The 20,565-nt window shown below is 43.4% G+C and carries 17 protein-coding genes and 1 pseudogene; 11 read left to right on the forward strand and 7 right to left on the reverse strand.

What is annotated here, in order from left to right:
- Positions 1–41 precede the first annotated feature (41 nt).
- Together gyrB and C7H79_RS07525 are read left to right on the forward strand one after the other, a co-directional pair.
- Positions 42–2,462 carry a DNA topoisomerase (ATP-hydrolyzing) subunit B gene (gene gyrB / locus C7H79_RS07520; RefSeq protein ID WP_106706675.1) on the forward strand — a complete coding sequence of 807 codons (2,421 nt, stop codon included), beginning with the start codon at positions 42–44 and terminating at the stop codon, positions 2,460–2,462.
- A gap of 68 nt (positions 2,463–2,530) precedes the next feature.
- Positions 2,531–3,505 (forward strand): endonuclease/exonuclease/phosphatase family protein, encoded by a 975-nt coding sequence (locus C7H79_RS07525; RefSeq protein ID WP_106706676.1) that lies wholly within the window; start codon positions 2,531–2,533, stop codon positions 3,503–3,505.
- A gap of 125 nt (positions 3,506–3,630) precedes the next feature.
- Here C7H79_RS07525 and typA read toward each other — a convergent pair whose 3' ends face one another.
- Positions 3,631–5,445, reverse strand: a complete 1,815-nt coding sequence (gene typA, locus C7H79_RS07530) for a translational GTPase TypA (RefSeq protein WP_106706677.1) — start codon at positions 5,443–5,445, stop codon at positions 3,631–3,633.
- Between the two features lie 118 nt (positions 5,446–5,563).
- Between typA and C7H79_RS07535 the strand changes: the two genes are divergently transcribed.
- Entirely contained in the window at positions 5,564–6,526 is a 963-nt protein-coding gene (locus C7H79_RS07535; RefSeq protein WP_106706678.1) for an ornithine cyclodeaminase family protein, read from the forward strand.
- Positions 6,527–6,536: 10 nt separating this feature from the next.
- On the opposite strand, the gene C7H79_RS07540 is transcribed toward C7H79_RS07535, so the two are convergent.
- A complete protein-coding gene (locus C7H79_RS07540) occupies positions 6,537–6,728 on the reverse strand; it encodes a hypothetical protein (protein WP_106706679.1) in 192 nt (63 codons plus the stop codon).
- 136 nt (positions 6,729–6,864) lie between these two features.
- Here C7H79_RS07540 and cutA point away from each other — a divergent pair, with 136 nt between their 5' ends.
- The 5 genes from cutA to C7H79_RS07565 all read left to right on the forward strand — a co-directional run bounded on the left by cutA (position 6,865) and on the right by C7H79_RS07565 (position 10,972).
- Positions 6,865–7,188 carry a divalent-cation tolerance protein CutA gene (gene cutA / locus C7H79_RS07545; protein WP_106706703.1) on the forward strand — a complete coding sequence of 108 codons (324 nt, stop codon included), beginning with the start codon at positions 6,865–6,867 and terminating at the stop codon, positions 7,186–7,188.
- A gap of 16 nt (positions 7,189–7,204) precedes the next feature.
- A complete protein-coding gene (gene dsbD, locus C7H79_RS07550) occupies positions 7,205–9,136 on the forward strand; it encodes a protein-disulfide reductase DsbD (RefSeq protein ID WP_106706680.1) in 1,932 nt (643 codons plus the stop codon).
- Between the two features lie 62 nt (positions 9,137–9,198).
- The gene (locus tag C7H79_RS07555; RefSeq protein ID WP_106706681.1) at positions 9,199–9,786 is read left to right on the forward strand and encodes a TlpA family protein disulfide reductase; all 588 of its coding nucleotides are present in this window, start codon (positions 9,199–9,201) and stop codon (positions 9,784–9,786) included.
- A 328-nt stretch (positions 9,787–10,114) separates the two neighbouring features.
- The gene (locus C7H79_RS07560; RefSeq protein ID WP_106706682.1) at positions 10,115–10,450 is read left to right on the forward strand and encodes a BON domain-containing protein; all 336 of its coding nucleotides are present in this window, start codon (positions 10,115–10,117) and stop codon (positions 10,448–10,450) included.
- 147 nt (positions 10,451–10,597) lie between these two features.
- On the forward strand, positions 10,598–10,972 hold the full coding sequence (locus C7H79_RS07565) for a DUF2784 domain-containing protein (RefSeq protein WP_106706683.1): 375 nt from the start codon (positions 10,598–10,600) through the stop codon (positions 10,970–10,972).
- Here C7H79_RS07565 and ttcA read toward each other — a convergent pair.
- A complete protein-coding gene (ttcA, locus tag C7H79_RS07570) occupies positions 10,969–11,877 on the reverse strand; it encodes a tRNA 2-thiocytidine(32) synthetase TtcA (RefSeq protein ID WP_106706684.1) in 909 nt (302 codons plus the stop codon). The genes C7H79_RS07565 and ttcA overlap by 4 nt on opposite strands.
- A 587-nt stretch (positions 11,878–12,464) precedes the next feature.
- Here ttcA and C7H79_RS07575 point away from each other — a divergent pair.
- Complete coding sequence (locus tag C7H79_RS07575) at positions 12,465–13,001, forward strand: DUF411 domain-containing protein (RefSeq protein ID WP_106706685.1); 537 nt, start codon at positions 12,465–12,467, stop codon at positions 12,999–13,001.
- 15 nt (positions 13,002–13,016) lie between these two features.
- Positions 13,017–13,487 carry a c-type cytochrome gene (locus C7H79_RS07580; protein ID WP_106706686.1) on the forward strand — a complete coding sequence of 157 codons (471 nt, stop codon included), beginning with the start codon at positions 13,017–13,019 and terminating at the stop codon, positions 13,485–13,487.
- Between the two features lie 23 nt (positions 13,488–13,510).
- Here the strand turns inward: C7H79_RS07580 and C7H79_RS07585 are convergent, their stop codons facing one another.
- The 3 genes and pseudogenes from C7H79_RS07585 to C7H79_RS07595 all read right to left on the reverse strand — a co-directional run.
- A complete protein-coding gene (locus C7H79_RS07585; protein ID WP_242447191.1) occupies positions 13,511–13,900 on the reverse strand; it encodes a hypothetical protein in 390 nt (129 codons plus the stop codon).
- Between the two features lie 261 nt (positions 13,901–14,161).
- Positions 14,162–15,280: a transaldolase gene (tal, locus tag C7H79_RS07590; RefSeq protein WP_106706687.1), complete on the reverse strand. Its 1,119-nt coding sequence runs from the start codon at positions 15,278–15,280 to the stop codon at positions 14,162–14,164.
- Between the two features lie 421 nt (positions 15,281–15,701).
- Positions 15,702–16,508 (reverse strand): annotated as a pseudogene (locus tag C7H79_RS07595) (phosphoketolase family protein); the annotation flags it as partial.
- A gap of 844 nt (positions 16,509–17,352) precedes the next feature.
- Here C7H79_RS07595 and mutS point away from each other — a divergent pair.
- Complete coding sequence (gene mutS, locus C7H79_RS07605; RefSeq protein WP_106706688.1) at positions 17,353–19,956, forward strand: DNA mismatch repair protein MutS; 2,604 nt, start codon at positions 17,353–17,355, stop codon at positions 19,954–19,956.
- Positions 19,957–19,983: 27 nt separating this feature from the next.
- Here the strand turns inward: mutS and C7H79_RS07610 are convergent, their stop codons facing one another.
- A complete protein-coding gene (locus C7H79_RS07610; protein WP_106706689.1) occupies positions 19,984–20,463 on the reverse strand; it encodes an FKBP-type peptidyl-prolyl cis-trans isomerase in 480 nt (159 codons plus the stop codon).
- Between the last annotated feature and the right edge of the window lie 102 nt (positions 20,464–20,565).

Below are 20,565 nucleotides of genomic sequence, written 5' to 3' on the forward strand. Positions count from 1 at the left end.
ATTGAATCGTTTCCTGTAAATTTCATAAAGTATCCCGACTAATGAGTAATCAAAATCCCCTCGTACCTAAAAACAATTTAAATGATTACGATTCAGAAAGTATTAAAATACTCAAAGGCTTGGATGCCGTACGTAAACGGCCCGGCATGTATATCGGCGATACCAGCGATGGCACTGGCTTGCATCATATGGTGTTTGAAGTCGTCGATAATGCGATTGACGAAGCATTAGCTGGCCATTGTGATGACATAACCGTTACTATCCATCCGGATAATTCAATCAGTGTGCTGGATAATGGTCGCGGCATTCCCACCGGAATTAAGCAGGATGATGAAATGAAGCGTTCTGCGGCGGAAATCGTTATGACCGAATTGCATGCTGGCGGGAAATTTGATGATAATTCATACAAAGTTTCCGGTGGTTTACACGGGGTTGGCGTGTCGGTAGTCAATGCACTATCAGAATGGTTGAAACTCACTATTCGTCGCGACAGTAAAATGCACCAGATAGAATTTCGCATGGGTGTCCCAATCAAACCGCTGGAAGTGACGGGAGAAAGTGAACGACACGGAACAGAAGTACATTTTCTTGCCAGCAAGGAAATTTTTGGTAACATTGAATACCATTATGATATTTTTGCGAAGCGTTTACGTGAGCTTTCATTCCTCAACAATGGTGTAAAAATTCATCTGATTGATCAACGCACTGGTAAGGATGAAAAATTCGCTTTTACTGGCGGTATCAAAAACTTTGTTGAATACATCAATCGCAGTAAGACCGTACTGCACCCCAGTATTTTCTATGCGACTGGTGTAAAGGACAATATTGTAGTCGAAGTGTCGATGCAGTGGAATGACAGTTACACCGAACAGGTGTTATGTTTTACCAACAATATTCCGCAAAAGGATGGTGGTACTCATCTGACAGGTTTACGTGCTGCAATGACACGCACACTCAATAATTACATCGAAAAAAATGATCTAGCTAAAAAAGCCAAGGTTGAAACTTCCGGTGACGACATGCGTGAAGGTTTGTCGTGTGTATTATCGGTAAAACTGTTTGAGCCCAAATTTTCATCGCAAACCAAGGAAAAACTAGTGTCCTCAGAAGTACGCCCCGTGGTGGAAGAAGTCGTGGCGCAAAAGCTGTCTGAGTATCTGCTTGAAAATCCACTCGATGCCAAAACCATTTGCAATAAAATCATCGATTCTGCCAGAGCCAGAGAAGCCGCGCGTAAAGCACGCGAACTGACGCGCCGTAAAGGCGTCCTTGATGGTATGGGGTTACCCGGAAAACTGGCTGATTGCCAGGAGAAAAATCCAGCACTGTGCGAACTTTACCTGGTCGAGGGTGATTCCGCTGGCGGTTCCGCTAAACAGGGGCGTGACCGAAAGTTTCAGGCAATTATGCCACTCAAGGGGAAAATCCTTAACGTCGAAAAAGCACGTTTCGACAAGTTGATTTCGTCACAGGAGATCATTTCTCTGATCACTGCGCTGGGAACCGGTATTGGTAAAGATGAATTCAATCCGGACAAGCTGCGTTATCACCGTATCATCATCATGACTGATGCGGACGTAGATGGCTCGCATATCCGCACGTTGCTGTTAACCTTTTTTTACCGGCAAATGCCCGAACTGATCGAGCGTGGTCATATTTATATCGCGCAACCGCCTCTGTATAAAATCAAACACGGCAAAAAAGAACGTTACGTCAAAGATGATCATGAATTAAAACAACACATGCTAAGCCTCGCGCTAACCGATGCCGAGTTGCATACCGGTGAAGATAAACCATCTTTAAGTGGAGAGACGCTGGAAAAAATTGCTAATGAATATATTTTGGCGGAAGCGGTCATTGAGCGTATGAGTCAAATGATTGACAGTAAAGTAATGCATGCATTGCTGCGTCAGCCGGATGTCGATTTACACAACGAACAAGCGGCGATTGACAGTGCAGCTCGTCTGGCTGTACGTGTCAGGGACGTTGATATCGCCGCGGAATATGATAATGTACACGAACGTTATCGATTGAAAATTATGCGCATGTCGCATGGTAATGTGCTCACCAGCTACCTTGATAATGATTTTGTGGAGAGTGGTGACTATGCACAAATCCAGAAAACCGCTCAGGTATTTAAAGGCTTACTGAGCCATGATGCTTACATCCAACGCGGTGAGCGCAAGCAGGCTGTTAGTGAATTCAAACAAGCATTGGAATGGTTGATGGAAGAGGCGAAAAAAGGTTTGAATGTACAACGCTATAAAGGCTTGGGGGAAATGAATCCGAGCCAACTGTGGGAAACCACGATGGACCCGGAAAATCGCCGCCTGTTACGCGCCCAGATCGAAGACAGTATACTCACCGACGAAATCTTTACTACGTTGATGGGTGATGTGGTGGAACCGCGACGTGCGTTTATTGAGAAGAATGCATTAAGGGCTACGAATATTGATATTTAGATAGATTAAAGACTAGTGGAAAAGTGTTGAATGAGGCACCTGTTTGTTGTTTTATCAGGGGATAAATCATGAAAAACATAGTGTTCTTCGCAATTTTTAGCATTATAGTGTTATTCGGTTGTGCCAAAAGTGGCGGCGAAAATAAAGGGCAAAAAATTCAATGTGATGATGTTGCCAGTCGTAATTACCTGAATATCTTATCCGTTAATCTACTGTTCAAAGAAATTGAAACTCGTGAACAGCGTTTGGAGGATGTTGCCAAGTTTGCGGAGAAAACGCCAGTCGATGTCATTCTGCTTCAAGAAGTTGTTGGTGGTGCGCTGGTTCATACTGAAAATAGCGCAGCTGATTTGCAGAAGAAGCTTCGTGCCCGTAATCGTGACTATGACTTATATACAGCGTTTGAAATTGGATTGCCGGGTGTGATAGGGGTAGCCAATGCCGTACTGAGCCGTTGTGAAATCGATTTCAGGACAACCAAGCACTTGCCTCATGCGACTGAATTGAATTTCCGCGGACATGATATCAAATTGCCAAGAAATGTCATGATGACACGCATCAATATTCCCAATTACATTAAACTGAATATTTACAACACGCATCTTTGCGCTGCATGCACAGCAGATCAGTTAGATGCTCAGTTAGATGTTTTACTGCCATTTATTAGTGAATTAGAGACATCTTTTCCAAGTGGAAATTTTGCAATTCTTGGTGGCGATTTCAATATCGATCGTTTTCGCGTGGATCCTTTTGTGGAGCGGTTTTTCTATGACAGGATTGTCAATGCTGGTTTTATTGATGCTTATGCGCAGAATAGATCGCTGGACAATTTATGCACAAATACTAAACAATCCGACGCGCATTGTACCGTTGGGGTGTCGACGCTGGATGTAGGTGGGTCTGCCAGACGGATTGACTACATTTTTATGAATCAGGCAAAGAACATTCGTGAAAGCAGAGTTGTATTTAACAACTTGGTTGATCCAAGTCAGTCGAGCGTATCCGATCATGCTGGCGTTTTTGTTTCTGTGACTTTGCCTTAATGGGTGATATGAGTGTGATTCTGAGTTGTGATAATGAAAGAATTCTGAGTTTATTCGTGTTTCTTTAGATTCAGCGAGCGATGAAGATGCCACCGCTGCTGAAACTGTGAAAGTATTGTTGATGTTTAAGCTGCGGCGCGCGATGCTCGTTTACGCTCATGTTCCAATAGATGGCGTTTACGAATCCGGATCGTTTTTGGCGTAATTTCCACTAGTTCATCATCGGCGATGAATTCAATCGCGGATTCCAGCGTGAGCTGAATCGGCGGAATTAACGTAACCGCTTCATCGGTTCCTGAGGCTCGAATATTGGTTAATTGCTTGCCTTTGATTGGGTTGACCACCAGATCATTATCGCGCGTGTGGATGCCGATCACCATGCCTTCGTAAAGGCGGTCTCCGGGGCTGACAAACATGCGGCCGCGGTCTTGCAGTTTCCATAAAGCATACGCAACTGCTTCACCTTGTTCAGCGGAAATGAGTACGCCGTTTCTGCGCGGTGGGATTTCCTGGCGCATTGGTGCAAATTCGTCAAATACATGGCTCATCAAACCGGTGCCACGTGTCATAGTCATGAATTCAGATTGAAAACCGATCAAACCGCGAGCAGGGATACGGTAGTCTAGCCGTACACGTCCTTTAGCATCCGATACCATATCCTGCAAATCGCCACGACGCGCTCCCAGAGCTTCCATCACCGCGCCTTGATTAGCCTCGTCTACATCAACGGTGAGCATTTCAAACGGTTCACATTTAACGCCGTCAATCTCACGGATTACGACATGCGGACGAGAGACGGCGAGTTCGTAACCCTCGCGGCGCATATTTTCCAGCAGAATGGTTAGGTGCAGTTCACCACGTCCTGAAATCAGGAACGAGTCGGTTTCATTGGTTTCTTCCATCCTCAGGGCAACATTGATTAATAATTCCTTTTCTAGACGCTCGCGCAACTGACGGCTGGTGACAAATTTTCCTTCCTGGCCGGCAAAAGGCGAGGTGTTGACCTGGAACGTCATGGTCAGGGTTGGTTCATCTACTGCGCGGATTGGCAGTGCTTCCGGTTGATCTATATCAGCCAGTGTAGTGCCGATACTGAGTTCTTCCACGCCGTTAATCAACACGATATCGCCGGCCAGAGCTTCTTTCATTTGTATCCGCTCCAAACCGCGGAAGCCGAGAACCTGATTGACTTTTGCTTTTTTCGGCGGTTTATCGCCCATCAGCACCATTACTTCCTGACCAGGCTTCAACTTGCCGCGGTGAATGCGACCAATACCGATACGGCCGACGAAACTGGAATAATCCAGCGCACTGATCTGCAGTTGTAGCGGTTCATCAGGATTGCCTTCAGGAGCAGGAACATGTTTAAGAATAGTGTCGAACAACGGACGCATGTCCGTGCTTGGTTTGTCAATATCCAAAGTGGCAAAGCCATTCAATGCCGAGGCATATACGACTGGAAAATCGAGTTGTTCTTCACTGGCACCCAGTTTGTCGAACAGGTCAAACGTTTGATCCACCACCCAGCCGGCGCGCGCTCCAGGCCGATCAATTTTATTGATCACGACAATCGGGCGTAAACCCAGTGCAAGCGCTTTTTTGGTGACAAAACGGGTTTGCGGCATTGGCCCCTCAACGGCATCAACTAATAATAATACGCCGTCGACCATTGACAACACACGTTCAACCTCGCCGCCAAAATCTGCATGGCCGGGGGTATCGACGATGTTAATATGTACACCTTCGTAGTCGATGGCGCAATTCTTGGCTAAAATGGTAATGCCACGCTCGCGCTCAATATCGTTGGAATCCATTACACGCTCGGAAATTTGCTGATGTGCGGCGAAGGTGCCGGCTTGGTGCAGGAGCTTATCAACCATAGTGGTTTTACCATGATCAACGTGAGCAATGATGGCGATATTTCGAATCGGGCGAGACATAAATAATTCCTCAAAAATTAAGCTATTAGTCCTTGCGGTGGGGGCGACATTATAGCAGTCGATTGTTAATATAGCTAATTTAACCATCAACTAAGTTTTTCAAAAACAAGGGGGTCAGATGTTCCCATTGATTCGTTATTTATCACAAAGTTCCTTACAGAACTTGCAACTTACCACACAAGATGTCATCGCCAGTATCGAGTACTTACTTTTTGCAAAAATACAACAGCAGGCATGGGATGCGCCGAAAGCAGTAATTACTCCGCCTGATGGAAGATACATGATGGCGACGCTGGCTGCAGCCGACGATCCTCCATTTCTTGCCGTCAAAGCGCTGGTACTCAATCCAGATAACCCTAAACATGGATTGGAAAGTATTAATTCATTAGTGACTTTGCTTGATAGTCGAAGTGGATTGCCACTTGCCATTATTGATGGTAACTGGATTACTGCAGTCCGCACGGCAGGATTGAGTGCAGTCGCTGCCAAAAGGCTTGCACTACCTGATGCTTCTATCGCTGCTTTTATCGGCTGCGGTGTGCAAGCCCATAGTCACTTGCGAGCACTGGCAGAAATCTTTCCGCTAAAGCAGATTTATGTGTTTGGACGTGGTACAGCCAGTCGCGACGCATTTTGCCGTAGTGCAGAAAAAATGGGTATGTTGGTGATTGCAACACAAACAGCGCAGGAGGCTATCCAAGATGCGGATTTGATCGTTACGTCTGTGACTTTGTCGCCTCAATTGGTTCCATTTTTAAACGCACACTGGCTAAAACCAGGCGCATTCGTCACCATGACCGATCTGGCTGCGCCGTGGTTAGCTGAGAGCATGCCCGCATTGGATCGGATTATCGTCGACGATCAGGAACAGGAAGCCAGCATGCCTAAACCGTTAGTTGATCCGGCGTTGGTGCGCGGTGATTTGACCGGTCTGGTGACGGGCAATGCAGAGAGCCGCCAAAGCGCAGAGGAGCGAATTGCGTTTGTGTTCAGGGGCCTGGCTGTTGGGGATCTGGCCGTAACAGGCCTGGCTTATCGACGCGCCTGTGAGAGATCAGAGGGCATCATGATAGGATCCTGAAAATTGCATGTTATTCCTTTTCCGCGCCTGTCATCAAGAATTTAACCAGCAGCGCAAAAATAAGCGGAACTGTACCAAGTGCAGACACCATATAATGTTCAGCAGTGAATTGATCGCCTTCGTCCATGATAATGTAGCCAAAAAATATCGTAACCGGGGTAATAATTGAGAGCGTAATTACTAACCTAAATAATCCTTTCATTTTTTAAATTCCTTTTGATAAATTGGTTTTTTAAAGTATATGCCTATTTACTTTATATCAAAGTTCAAAATCACATCTGTCAATTGAGACCTTAAGCAGGGTAAAATTAATCATTTTGTATCAACCGATAACCCGCATGGAACCAGTGCTTATTATTACCAACTTTCCCGATAAGAACAGTGCCCTAACATTGGCAGAAGCTTTGGTTGATCAACATTTGGCTGCTTGCGTTAATGCCTTGAGTCCGTGTACGTCAATTTTTCGCTGGAAAGATAATATTGAGTCAGCTGAGGAAACCCCGCTGTTGATCAAAACCCAGCGGCAACATTATGATCGGATTGAACAGTTGATCAAGATGATGCACCCTTATGAACTTCCGGAAGTGATTATGGTTCCTATATTGAGCGGATTACCTGCTTATTTGCAGTGGATCGACGACGAAACAACTCTAACTGATTAAATAATACTGAATACCGATGCGATTAATCCAATTATTGTTACTGATATTATGCTCTTCTTCACCGCAAGCCCTCGCTCAGGAGGGCGGATCTTTTAGTTTGTTCCAAAAACTACAGGGATTGGGCATCAATCTGAGCCAAAGTAATCCACAAGAGCTTTTGCCACCGGATGAAGCATTCAAGATCTCGGTAGAAGTGCGTGACGGAAATACGCTAATTGCACATTTGACACCAGCGAAGGACTATTACCTCTATCGCGACAAAATTGCGTTTGAGCCAAAACAGGAAGGCTTGATTATAGAAAAGATAACGTTGCCATCGGGTAAAATGAAAGAGGATCTGACTTTTGGCAATACGGAAGTTTATTACAGTCCAATTCAGGCGGTCATTTCGTTAAAGCGTGCAGATTCTGCAAATGAGCAACCCCTTACACTAGAAGCAACTTATCAGGGTTGCAATGAACCGGTGGGGGTGTGTTATGCACCAATACACAAAGCGATTGATTTGACATTGCCGGCAGTAAAAGCCGCGATCGGAGCGGTTGCCGAGGTGGTGAGCGGTCAAGCCACGGCAGCGGGGATTGATGCAAGCGCTGAATTGTTTCAGATGCCATCCAGATTACCTGCGATTGAAACTGAATCGTACAAGATTGAACGCATGTTTGAAACCGGCGATTACTGGTTGATTCTCTCAGGATTCTTCCTGGTTGGCTTGTTTCTCTCATTTACACCTTGCGTGTTTCCGATGTTTCCTATTTTATCGGGAATTATTGCCAGTCAGGGTAAGAATGTAACAAAGCGTCATGGATTTATCTTGGCACTGTCTTATGTGTTAGGCATGGCGATTACGTATGCCATTGCGGGTGTGGCGGCCGGATTATCAGGTGCGATGTTGTCCGCGGCCCTGCAAAATGCATGGGTGTTGGGCACATTTGCGGTGATATTTGTGCTGCTGTCCTTTTCCATGTTTGGTTTTTATGAGTTGCAACTGCCGGGCGGATTGCAGACCAAGCTATCTGCAGAAGCCGGCCATTTGAAAGGCGGACATTTAACCAGTGTGTTTGGTATGGGCGCATTGTCTGCTTTGATTGTCGGACCTTGTGTCGCTGCACCGCTAGCGGGCGCATTGCTTTACATCAGCCAAACCCGGGATATAATCCTGGGCGGTTCTGCATTGTTTGTCATGGCTTTGGGTATGGGTGTACCGCTGCTGCTGCTGGGAACATCAGCGGGTGCATTGCTGCCGAAGGCTGGCGCATGGATGGAATCGATCAAGCGATTTTTTGGCGTGTTGTTGCTCGCTGTTGCGATATGGATTATTTCTCCGGTCATCAATGAAGTGGCATACATGTTGTTATGGGCAGCACTGCTGATTATTTCCGCGATATATTTACACGCGATTGATCCATTGCCGGAAAGAGCCTCAGGTTTACAGAAGTTTCTCAAAGGTTTAGGTGTCATCGCTCTGCTGATCGGCGTGGCGATGTTGATCGGTGTTTTATCTGGCAGCCGGGATGTGTTGCAGCCGCTATCAAAAATCAACCTTGCGGACCCAATAAGTCTCAGAGAAAATGGGTCCGCAAGCTATGCGCCCTTGCCATTCCAGCGGGTAAAAAACATCGCTGAACTCGATGAACAAATACGGTTATCCCGAGATAAATATGTCATGGTCCGGTTTCATGCCGATTGGTGCATTTCATGCAAGGAATGGGATCGTTTTACGTTCTCTGATGCTAAAGTTCAGGCTCGACTAAAAGATGTGGTGCTGCTGGAGGTAGATGTCACTGATGGTTCTTCAGATGATACCGCATTACTTAAGCGATTCAAATTGTTTGGTCCACCGGGTATTTTATTTATTGATCGCCAGGGCGATGATATTCCAGACATTAAAATCATTGGATTTCTCAACAGTAATGATTTTTTGACGGTACTCCAAGCTGTCCTGATTTAAAGCTACCCTAGAGTTGATAATCAAACCTCCAAATTAAAATCTTTTTTAAGGATGTAACAACAATGTCGAAGCTCAAGCAGGTTATTTTGTATTCATGTGTCGCAATATTTGCTCTGGGAGCAGGCTCGTTTATGCGAACCTTATTGTCTGAGGCGTATCAAACTGAATTAACTAGTGAAGAAAGTCAGCAAGGCGCACAGGCAATTCTGGCCGCAAGCTTACCAGACATACAGGGAAAAAATCAGGAAGTTTCACAGTGGTTGGGCAAAGTCATGGTGGTGAATTTTTGGGCTACCTGGTGTACGCCGTGTCGTGAAGAAATTCCTGAATTCATTGAAGCACAAAAGAAATATGGGGAACAAGGGCTGATTTTTATCGGTATCGCCATTGATCAAGTCGACAAGGTTAAAATGTTTCACCAGGAGTTTGGTATCAATTATCCGGTATTGGTTGGCAGCTTTGATACCTGGTCATTATTAGAAGCTGCGGGAAATCGTCATTCTGCGCTGCCTTATACGGTAGTGATCAATCGTTCCGGAGAGTTGGTTGAAAACTATTTGGGACGTGTCGATCTGAACAAACTGGAAAAAATGGTAATTCCATTATTGAAAGAACAGCCGCAAAACGAACAGTCAAAACAAACCAGCTGAAGATGTCATGGGGGATATGGAGATTACTTCGACCATAAGGAATACTATCAACGCTATTCTAATTAAGTTACTCTGCGAAAAAGGCGATTTCCATCAAAGATAATGATGTAATATTATCGACAGGAATGGAATGCTTTGTTCATTGACGTACATGCGAGCTACTCTGTCCATACATTACCTCGCATTCTGATTGTTGCGAATACTTACCAGAGGATTCAATAGCCGGTCAGGTTTTTTTGATTGAATGAAATACTGAAGGTGAGATGGCAAGGGTTTTTAATCTAAGTGTGAGGAGGAATTTTCCGATAATCATTTAGGAGACCTCATTATGATACGGCATGATAGCAGTCCTTTCATTGTTTTCTTCTTAATTTTTCAAATAGCCATGTTCTCAGGTTGCGTATCAATGCCCGAGCAAAGGGGGATGGAAGAAAAATTTAATGACGTTCGTATTACCACAAAAGTCTATGAAGCCATTATCGATGAGCCGTCGCTAAGACGATTTGATATCAATATTAGAACTATCAAAGGGGTCGTAGAATTAAGCGGTTACGTAAATTCCCGTGATGACATAGACAAAGCAATAGCAATTGCTCGTACTATAGAGGGCATAAAATCGATTAAGAATGATATGCTGATCGGGTCAATTAATGATGATTACTAATAAGCTATATCTGTGAGTTAGCGGACGGGCGAATAGAGGTTTATTATAGGCTTTACACTCTTTGAACAGTTTATAAACGTTTCTCGAGAGATACGATACTTGCAGATATTCACTAATAAACGTCGCTGTTAATTTTGTCGAGCCTAAATGTTACTAGCTGACATGATATTGATCATTCATTTTCTTTATATTTTGTTTGTGGTAGGAAGCTTGCCAGTTATCTGGATGGGCGCGTGGTTGAAGCTGACATTCGTCAGAAACCCGTGGTTTCGCTATCTGCATCTTGCCGCTATTTTGTTCGTTGTAGCTGAATCGCTACTTGGCATTCCTTGTCCATTAACCGTGTTGGAAAATAGCTTGCGTCAGATTGAAATGAATAGCAGCTTTATTCAGCATTGGCTTCATTTCATTATATTCTATAATGTGTCGGAAGCAGTTCTGACGATTGTCTATGGTTTGTTTGCTGGCCTGGTTGCAATGACTTTCAAATGGGTGCCGCCCAAGCACTTAAAGGTTGATTAGTTTCCTGAAACGACGTGAAGATCAGCTGCTTCTGCTGATTCAAGTCCGAGCATTTCTTCAATATTAGGTTCAAATGTTTCTTCGTCAAATGCCGTGTCGCCATTTTCAAATGGCTGATCTTGCGCTTTCAAGTTAATGAAGTCATAGCGGGAAGTATCGGCTAGATGCGATAACTGAATATTCTGTATCGAACGAAACATGGTTTCCAGTCGGCCGGGAAATTTTTTATCCCATTGTTGCATCATTTCTTTGATGGTCTGTCGTTGCAGGTTTTTTTGTGATCCGCACAGATTGCATGGAATAATCGGGAAATCCGAAATTTCAGCATAAGCAGCAAGATCCTTCTCCTTGCAATAGGCCAGCGGTCGAATAACAATATTTTTGCCATCATCGCTGACCAGTTTGGGTGGCATCGCTTTGAGCTTACCGCCATAAAACATATTCAGAAATAAAGTTTCCAGGATATCGTCGCGGTGATGACCCAATGCGATTTTAGTGGCTCCGAGCTCACCAGCTACACGGTATAAAACGCCACGGCGAAGTCGTGAGCATAGGCTGCAAGTGGTTTTTCCTTCAGCAATGACGCGTTTAACAACACTATAGGTGTCCTGCTCCACAATGCGGAAAGGCATGTCGATTTGTGTAAGATAGCTTGGTAGTACTTGTTCAGGAAAGCCGGGCTGTTTTTGGTCCAGATTCACAGCAATCAATTCAAAATTCAATGGGGCATGAGCTTGAAGATTGCGTAGGATATCGAGCAACGCATAACTATCTTTACCTCCAGACAAACATACCATGATCCGGTCATCAGCTTCGATCATGTTGAAATCGGCAATGGCCATTCCTACTTGTCGTCTCAAGCGTTTTTGCAGCTTGTTCGAATTATATTGTTGTTTTTTTAGCATGCTTACCGAGAATTCCGAAGAAGTAAAAGTTCATTGATGATCAGGCAAGTAATAGTATAAAAGTTATAGCAGAATATTAGACAAATGAAATGGAACAATTTAGCATAGCTGTATTCTAAATAATACAGATAAGCATGGTCAGAGGTTCTTTTTAAGAGAGATCTATGGCTAGAATTATATCATTGGTAATCTTAGTCTTGTTTTCAACCGATAGTTACTCGATAAATTATTCCAGTTTAGAATTTGATATTGGCAAACTGAGATTCAGATAAATTTTCACGCATCATTAAGCTGAAACTGCTGGAGGATATGCTTTTGCCTAGTAAGATTGGATGAATGTAGATGATATGATCTCGTTTGTGATCAAAATGGCGGTAATTACAAACATAATATGCTAAAAAGAGCCGCTAAAATGCGGCTGTATGCATCTTGAAAATGATTTCTCTGAAATCCATTTGTTACAACTGAGAACCGGCGAGCAATAATGATTAAACTGGCAATTTACTAATGCAGGAAGCATTGATTTTGCTTTCCGGTTGCCCGAGCATTTTAGAAAAAATGTATGAAAAAATTATTGTGGAGAAGAAATGAAAATACGAATGAGTACCTTATTAATAGGATCAATCATGGCAGTCGTTTTTTTGAGCGTTGCTGCGCAGGCGGCAGCTACTGCAACTGTAGATGTTTATAAAAGTCCAACCTGCGGATGTTGCGGTAAGTGGGTTGACCATATGCGTGATCATGGTTTTACAGTAAAAACACATGATGTAGGTAATAAGGAAATCAGAAAGAAATCGGGTATTTCTGAAACGGTTGGTTCATGTCACACGGCTCTGGTTAATGGTTATGCAATTGAAGGACATGTGCCGGCACCCGATATTATCAAGCTGCTCAAAGAAAAACCAAAAGCGATTGGATTGGCTGTGCCAGACATGCCACATGGATCTCCGGGTATGGAAGGATCACGAAGTGATCCCTATAATGTTTTATTGATCAAAGAACGTGACCAAACCCGCAAGGAGGCAACCATCTATAACAGCTATGATCCATACGCAAAAAAAGCGGAGCAATTACCTAAAAACTTAGAAACGGAAAAAAGCAGCTCAGTTATGCGCTTAAAATAGCCTTTGCAATTTTATATGAGAGTGCAATATTTTCTGATTTATAGTGCTGCTGCATTGATGCTGATGGGCTGCGATAATTTCTCGCCAACAGATACTGCAGCGGGAAAACATCAGATCAATCCTAAAACAGGATTGGTAATTAGAAACTTGGATGCTGCACAAGTCATGCGTGGAGAAGCTGTGTATACGAAAAATTGTGTGGGCTGTCATGGACCGAATGGAGTAGCGACTCCGGATTGGCGCAAACCGAATCCTGACGGCAAATATCCACCACCGCCTTTAGACAGCTCGGCACACGCTTGGCATCATTCGACCGATGTTTTGAAAAAAACAATCCTCAAAGGAACTCCACCAGAAATAGGCTCCATGCCTGCGTGGGAAGGTATACTGACTGAGCAGCAAGTCGATGATGTGGTCGTTTGGATAAAGTCTTTATGGTCAGATGAACTTTATGATATCTGGTATAAAAATTTTGAAGATAAATAATTAGCAATAATCAGTTTAAGAAATTATTCTATTGTTCCGGTTTTTTGTTCAAGTGATTTGATTTGTTCAAAAATAGTTCGTTTCTCGACTTCCAGTTCTTGATAGCGTCCATAAAGATGGTTTAAATCAGTGGTATATTTATCAATTCGCCCTTGTTGATCCTGCTTAAGCTGAATTAAATCCTTATAGTTCGGAATCGGAATGCTCTGCTCAGGTGAATTGGGTAGAGGTACAATCTGAGGTATTTCTGACATTTCGTTTCGACGCAATTCCTGAATCATCAAAAATTGCTGGTAAGTCGATTGAGATTCTTGTTGTATACGGGTTAATGTTTTTTCAAGCTGACGGATTCGTGCTTCTTGATCAGGCGCTTCTATATCTGCCCAAATTATATTAGCTGTAATAAGTAACATACATAAAAAAATTATCTGTATGATTTTAATGCTGATGGATAGTTGATCGTTTTGCATATCTTTTAAGCGCATAGCTACAAAATTTATGATTTAATGAGGAATTATTTCAGAATGTTGTAAGCGTGTGCAGCACTCATTATTAATGGTGTTTGTTTCTGCATTTGAACTCTGTAAACGAAAATCATCCATTCTACAGGGCGTGGGGTCGCAAAGCAGTCTCTTGTTTTCTGTGTCATGAGATCTCTCATGCCAATATTGAATTTAGAGAAACTTTGATTTCCGCTCATTCAGGCATTCTAGTAATTTATCGAAAGGATCAATGAACTTTTTTACGCCTTCCTTTTCCAGCTGCTCAGTGATCGCATCAAGTCGAATATCTATTTCATTGAGCTTTCTCTGCAGAGCACTGGCCTCATCCAGTTCCTGCTCAATTCGTAATGCAGGCTGACCATGATCACGGTAAGCAGCCAGCGTTTGCAACGGCATGGTGTTGACAGTTTCCTCACCAATCAAAGCTTCGACATACTTAATATCATCGTAAGCAGGATCCTTGGTGCTAGTACTTGCCCACAGCAATCGCTGGATTTGCGCTCCCTGTTTAGACAAGGCGTGCCAGCGGCTACTTTCTGTCCAGTTCAGGAAATGCTGATAGGCAAGACGCGCACAGGCCACGGCGGTCTTGCCTCGCAAGGTGTTCGCAGTTCCACCGGTATCGAATTTTGTAAGATCGTCCAGACGTTTGTCCACTAGAGCATCAATGCGACTGACGAAAAAGCTTGCTACCGAGGCTATATGATCCAGAGCTTTGCCTTGTGTCGCTCGTGTTTCCAATCCCGACATGAATGCATCTGAAACTTGACGGTAACGTTCGAGACCGAACAAAAGTGTAACGTTAACATTGATACCCGCAGCAATTATCTGCTCAATCGCAGATATTCCTTCCCGGGTTGCAGGCACCTTAATCATGACGTTCGGACGGTCGAGCAATTTCCATAGTCGTTTGGCCTCGGTAATAGTAAGTTCTGTGTTATAAGCAAGGTGGGGCGAAACCTCCAGACTGACAAAACCATCACGGCCATTTGATTCATTGTAGACTGGTCTAAATAAATCAGCAGCATGCTGCACGTCTTCGATGGCTAAGGATTCATATATCTCAGTTGCACTGAATCCGCGATGGATAAGCCGGGAAATTGCCTCAAGATAGTCATCATGTTCATTGATCGCTTTCTCAAAAATGGCCGGATTGGATGTCATGCCAGCCAGTCCATCTTCCTCTATCATTCTTACAAGCTCACCATTTTCGAGGATATTACGCTGAATGTAATCAAGCCAGATACTTTGGCCAAGTGTCTTGATCTTTTGTAATGGGTTAATGTTCATTAATATTCCTTTTTATATTGTTTAACTCTGTAATATCGATCTTATCTTCAATGCTCGATTTGCATGCAGAATATGATAGTGAAAATGGGCAACACTACATTCGATAATCGAGAACATCTAAAATGGCTTAGTGAATTCTGAATTGCCATGAAACTCTACCGTACTCTATCACTAAAGGATGAAAATATTTTCAGTTGACGTAAGCGCATCGTCAGCATGACTCCAAGTTCAACGAAAATCTGTTCAAATTTGCAAGCTTTTCTCTCAGGAGCATCATATCAGCAGACAACTCATGCAAATAGTGCATCATTAAGTAGGACATCTCCATGTCATCAATAACACCCTCACTTAGCCGTCGTCTCTCTAGTTAGTCTCGTCAGAGTAGATAATTTATTGATTTCAAGAGGTATTTGTGTGAATATTAACAAGACCATTTCCAATTAGTTATTTCCGGCATATCCTCACCGTGGATCGTTATGTATTGATGGTGTTCGATGAGCTTATCGCGGACAAATTGCTTCACATATGCTCCTGCCGAGCTGAATTTTGACATCCGATCGATAACGTCTGCCACAAGATGAAAACGATCCAAATCGTTGAGTACTACCCTATCAAACGGGGTGGTGGTCGACCCTTCCTCTTTGTATCCTCGTACATGCAGATTCTTGTGATTGGTTCGACGATAGGTCAATCGATGAATCAACCAGGGATAACCGTGATAAGCAAAGATTATAGGCTTATCGGGAGTGAATAAGGTATCAAAATCCTTATTGGATAGACCGTGCGGATGTTCTTCTCGAGGTTGTAGTGTCATCAAGTCCACCACATTGATCACCCGAATTTTGAGATTCGGAGTAAGCTGGTGTAACAAATCCACCGCAGCGAGAGTTTCTAAGGTTGGTACATCGCCGGCACAGGCCATCACCACATCGGGTTCGGTTTCTTGATCATTGCTCGCCCACGACCAAATACCGATACCCGCAGTACAGTGTTTGATCGCTGCGTCCATGTAGAGCCATTGAGGCAACTGTTGTTTGCCGGCAACAATCACGTTAATAATATTATTGCTGCGCAGGCGCTTATCTGTGATGTACAGCAGCGTATTGGCATCGGGGGGTAAGTAAACACGAATAATATCAGCCTTTTTGTTGACAACATGATCAATGAAGCCGGGGTCTTGGTGTGAAGAGCCATTGTGATCTTGTTGCCAGACATGGGATATCAGCAAATCATACCGATATACCTTATTAATTAGCCAATCTCTAAAGAATACCCAGCCAGTTCTGACTATGTCACAATTCACTCTAGTAACTAAGTCTTCGGTTATGCTGGAGAACGCATCGCGATATGGTTGGCATGAATTTCCTGACTTGCACTAAAAGAATGGAAATTCACAATGTATGAATAACAGAACCTGAGCTATAAGCAGTGAATTGCAATCCCACATGTGGTTTAGCAAAACGATGCAAGCAAAAAAGTAGTGTATTGAGGTAATCTCGGCGAGCTTAAAAGGTGAGTATTATCGATACGAGAGTAGTTTGTTTTTACAGTTGGCTTTGACGAAAGTATTGTCCGAACCTATATTCATGTGACATCATCACAAATTAAATGCGGCTTAACAATGATTCCTTTCATGGCAGCACGACAGCTTCGATTCTAACTGCTCATTGCACTATCACCAGTGATCATCGACAGTGCAGATAATGTTGGGGTTGCCCAACCAATAACTTAATTTGAAATTCATTCGTTTGGTAATATATGAGAGCCAATAATTCTTCCATAACTTCTAACAGGCCGTTGAAAAACTATCTGCGTTGCTGCTACGGTGTTAAAAACAGGCTCAAAATGCTCATTTATTAAGCATAAACTGCGCTTTTTCGCCTGTTTTTGCCTTGTATCAACTGTCTCGGAAACGATTTTCAACGGCCTGCTAAAGAAATATCGTAAATATAGTTTATCTCCTTGCTAGGATTGATCTGATTGCGCAGGATTGACTCAAGCTTAAATATAAGCGCTGACCACGGTAGATTGTAATTTTCTTTTATGCAACATAAAACTCTAAAATCAAATAGATGAAGCCTCGCAAAGAGCAACATACGCCGATGATGCAGCAGTACTTACGTATTAAGGCACAATATCCTGATATGTTGATGTTTTATCGCATGGGAGATTTTTATGAGTTATTTTTTGAGGATGCGGAGAAAGCGGCAAAACTGCTTGGGATTACTTTAACACAGCGCGGTGCTTCCGCAGGTGAGCCGATTAAGATGGCAGGAGTACCGTATCACGCAGCTGAACAATATTTGGCCAAGCTGGTTAAGGCAGGCGAATCCATCGCGATTTGTGAGCAGGTAGGTAATCCTGCTATCAGCAAAGGACCTGTGGCTCGTGAAGTTACTCGCATCATTACTCCTGGAACATTAACGGATTCCGCATTGCTTGATGATAAGCGCGATTGCATTTTGCTGGCATTATGGGTGCATGAATCGATTCTGGGATTGGCTTGGTTGAATCTAGCTGCGGGTCAATTACGAATGATGGAATCATCACCGCAAAATATACTCAGTGAGTTAGAACGCTTGCAGCCAGCAGAAATTCTTTTACCAGAATCGCTGACACTGGATGAATTACAAGGTAAAAATTGGGTATTAAAGCGATTACCTTCGTGGCAGTTTGATCGCGATAGTGCGATCAACAGTCTTACACGACAATTTGAAACTTACGATCTTTCCGGCTTTGACTGTGAAGATTTGTCTACGGCTTTGTGCGCTGCTGGTGCATTATTGGAATATACACGTTTGACGCAAGGATCAGTTGCACTTCATATCACATCATTGCAAGCTGAGCGGGAAAGTATTTATGTCCGTATGGATGCAGCAACACGCCGCAATCTAGAAATTTCTGAAACTATCCGTGGTGAAAGATCGCCCACCTTATTGTCTCTGCTTGATACTTGCTCAACCAATATGGGTAGCCGATTATTAAAATTTTGGTTACATCATCCATTGCGCGATCGTGGCTTAATTCGAAAACGGTTAGATAGTATTGCAGCTCTGATTGGACAAAATGAGGCAAATAGTTATTTGGTTGCGCGCAGTTTTTTGCGGCAAGTCGTGGATGTTGAGCGGATTACCGCGCGCATTGCGCTCAGATCCGCACGTCCGCGGGATTTATCGGGTTTGCGCGATAGCGTGAAACTATTCCCGGAAATTATCACAGCGATTGCGCAGTGTCGCAGCGAGAGATTTGATCAATTGATTCAGGCAGTGCAAATTGAGCCTGAGCTCGTTGAGCTATTGAATAAATCTTTGTTGGAAGAACCCGGTGTAGTATTACGCGAGGGTAATGTGATTGCTGATGGCTATGATGCTGAACTTGATGAATTACGAGCGTTGCAAAACAATTGTGGGGAATTTTTGTTGCAACTGGAAACTCAAGAAAAGGAGCGTACGGGTATTCCGAATCTGAAAGTTGAATATAACCGCGTGCACGGCTTCTATATCGAAGTCACGCACGCACAGAGCGCGAAAATCCCGACGGATTACCGACGTAAACAAACGCTTAAAAATGCTGAGCGTTATATAACGCCTGAGCTGAAAGCTCTTGAAGACAAGGCATTATCAGCGCAGGATCAAGCGTTGGCGCGGGAAAAGTATTTATATGATGAATTAATCGAGGCACTGTTGAAACATATCCATGTACTGCAGAAAATGGCTGCAGGAGTTGCTGAGATTGATGTTCTGTGCACATTGGCAGAGCGTGCGCAATCGCTTGATTATACTGCACCTCATTTAACCACTGAGGATATCGTGTCCATAGACACCGGTCGTCATCCAGTGGTAGAGAAACAGGTTGAAAATTTCGTTGCTAACGATGTGCGGTTAGGTTCCGAGCAAACTGGAAAACCGCAGATGTTGTTGATTACCGGTCCTAACATGGGGGGGAAATCTACTTACATGAGACAAATAGCGCTGATAAGTTTGCTTGCGCATTGTGGATGTTATGTTCCAGCCAAGATGGCGTGTATTGGCATACTTGATCAGATTTTTACCCGTATTGGTGCCGCCGATGATCTTTCCAGCGGTCGTTCCACATTTATGGTAGAAATGACAGAAGCAGCCAATATACTCAATAATGCGACAGCGCATAGCTTGGTGCTTATGGATGAAGTTGGGCGAGGCACTTCGACCTTTGATGGTCTGGCTTTAGCATTTGCAATTGCGAGGCATTTGCTGACAAAAAACCGTAGTTTTACTTTATTTGCTACGCATTACTTTGAACTAACAAAGCTTGCAGATGAGTTTAAACAAGTCAAGAATGTTCATTTGGAAGCGGTCGAGTATAAACATCATATCGTTTTTTTGCATAAAGTTACCGAAGGTCCCGCGAGTCAGAGCTATGGCTTGCAAGTTGCAGCACTCGCCGGCGTTCCTGAGTCAGCGATTAAAGTAGCAAGAGAATACCTGATTAAACTCGAGCAAGAAACTCAAAATAATACGTTACAATTGGATTTGTTTGCTTTTCCCGCTCCAAAACTGGAAGAAAAAAATATTGAAAAAGATCATCCTATGATCACAATGCTACGAAATATTTCGCCTGATGATCTAAGCCCCAGGCAGGCATTGGAACAGATTTACTTACTGAAAGAAGCGGTAAAAACCGTAAATGACAGTTAAATTCTCAACCAACCGGATACTTGAAATTTAGTGCTCATGGCCATGTGCTCCATGCACGTGTTGATGAGAAATTTCTTCTGCAGTGGCCGGACGCACTTCCGTTACTGTGCATGCGAAATTCAATTTCATGCCGGCGAATGGATGATTGCCATCAACGGTAACGCTATCGTCACTAACATCAGTGACTTTATAGATGATAAAATCGTCAGATCCTTCAGCGCCACCCTCAAAATTCATTCCAACGACCACATTAGCAGGGAATGAGTCGCGCGGCTCAACGCGAATTAATTCGGCATCATATTCACCAAAAGTGTCTTCTGGTTCCATGGAGATTGAACATGAATAACCAATTTCCATTTCGTGCAATGCTTCTTCAACCAAGGGAAAAATACCACCGTATCCACCATGTAAATAACTGATGGGTATATCTGTTTTTTCCAGAATTTTTCCTGAAGCATCCGTTAATTCATAGTTAAGTGAAACCACAGTATTTTTTTCCACACGCATTTTAATTTTCCTTGTTTAGTTTGATCTATAGCTGAAATGTTTATAATAATCAGTGCTATTATATGTTGACAAATGTTGATTGAACAGCCGCTATTATACGCG

It is taken from the genome of Nitrosomonas supralitoralis (assembly GCF_003011925.2).
GTDB lineage: Bacteria > Pseudomonadota > Gammaproteobacteria > Burkholderiales > Nitrosomonadaceae > Nitrosomonas > Nitrosomonas supralitoralis.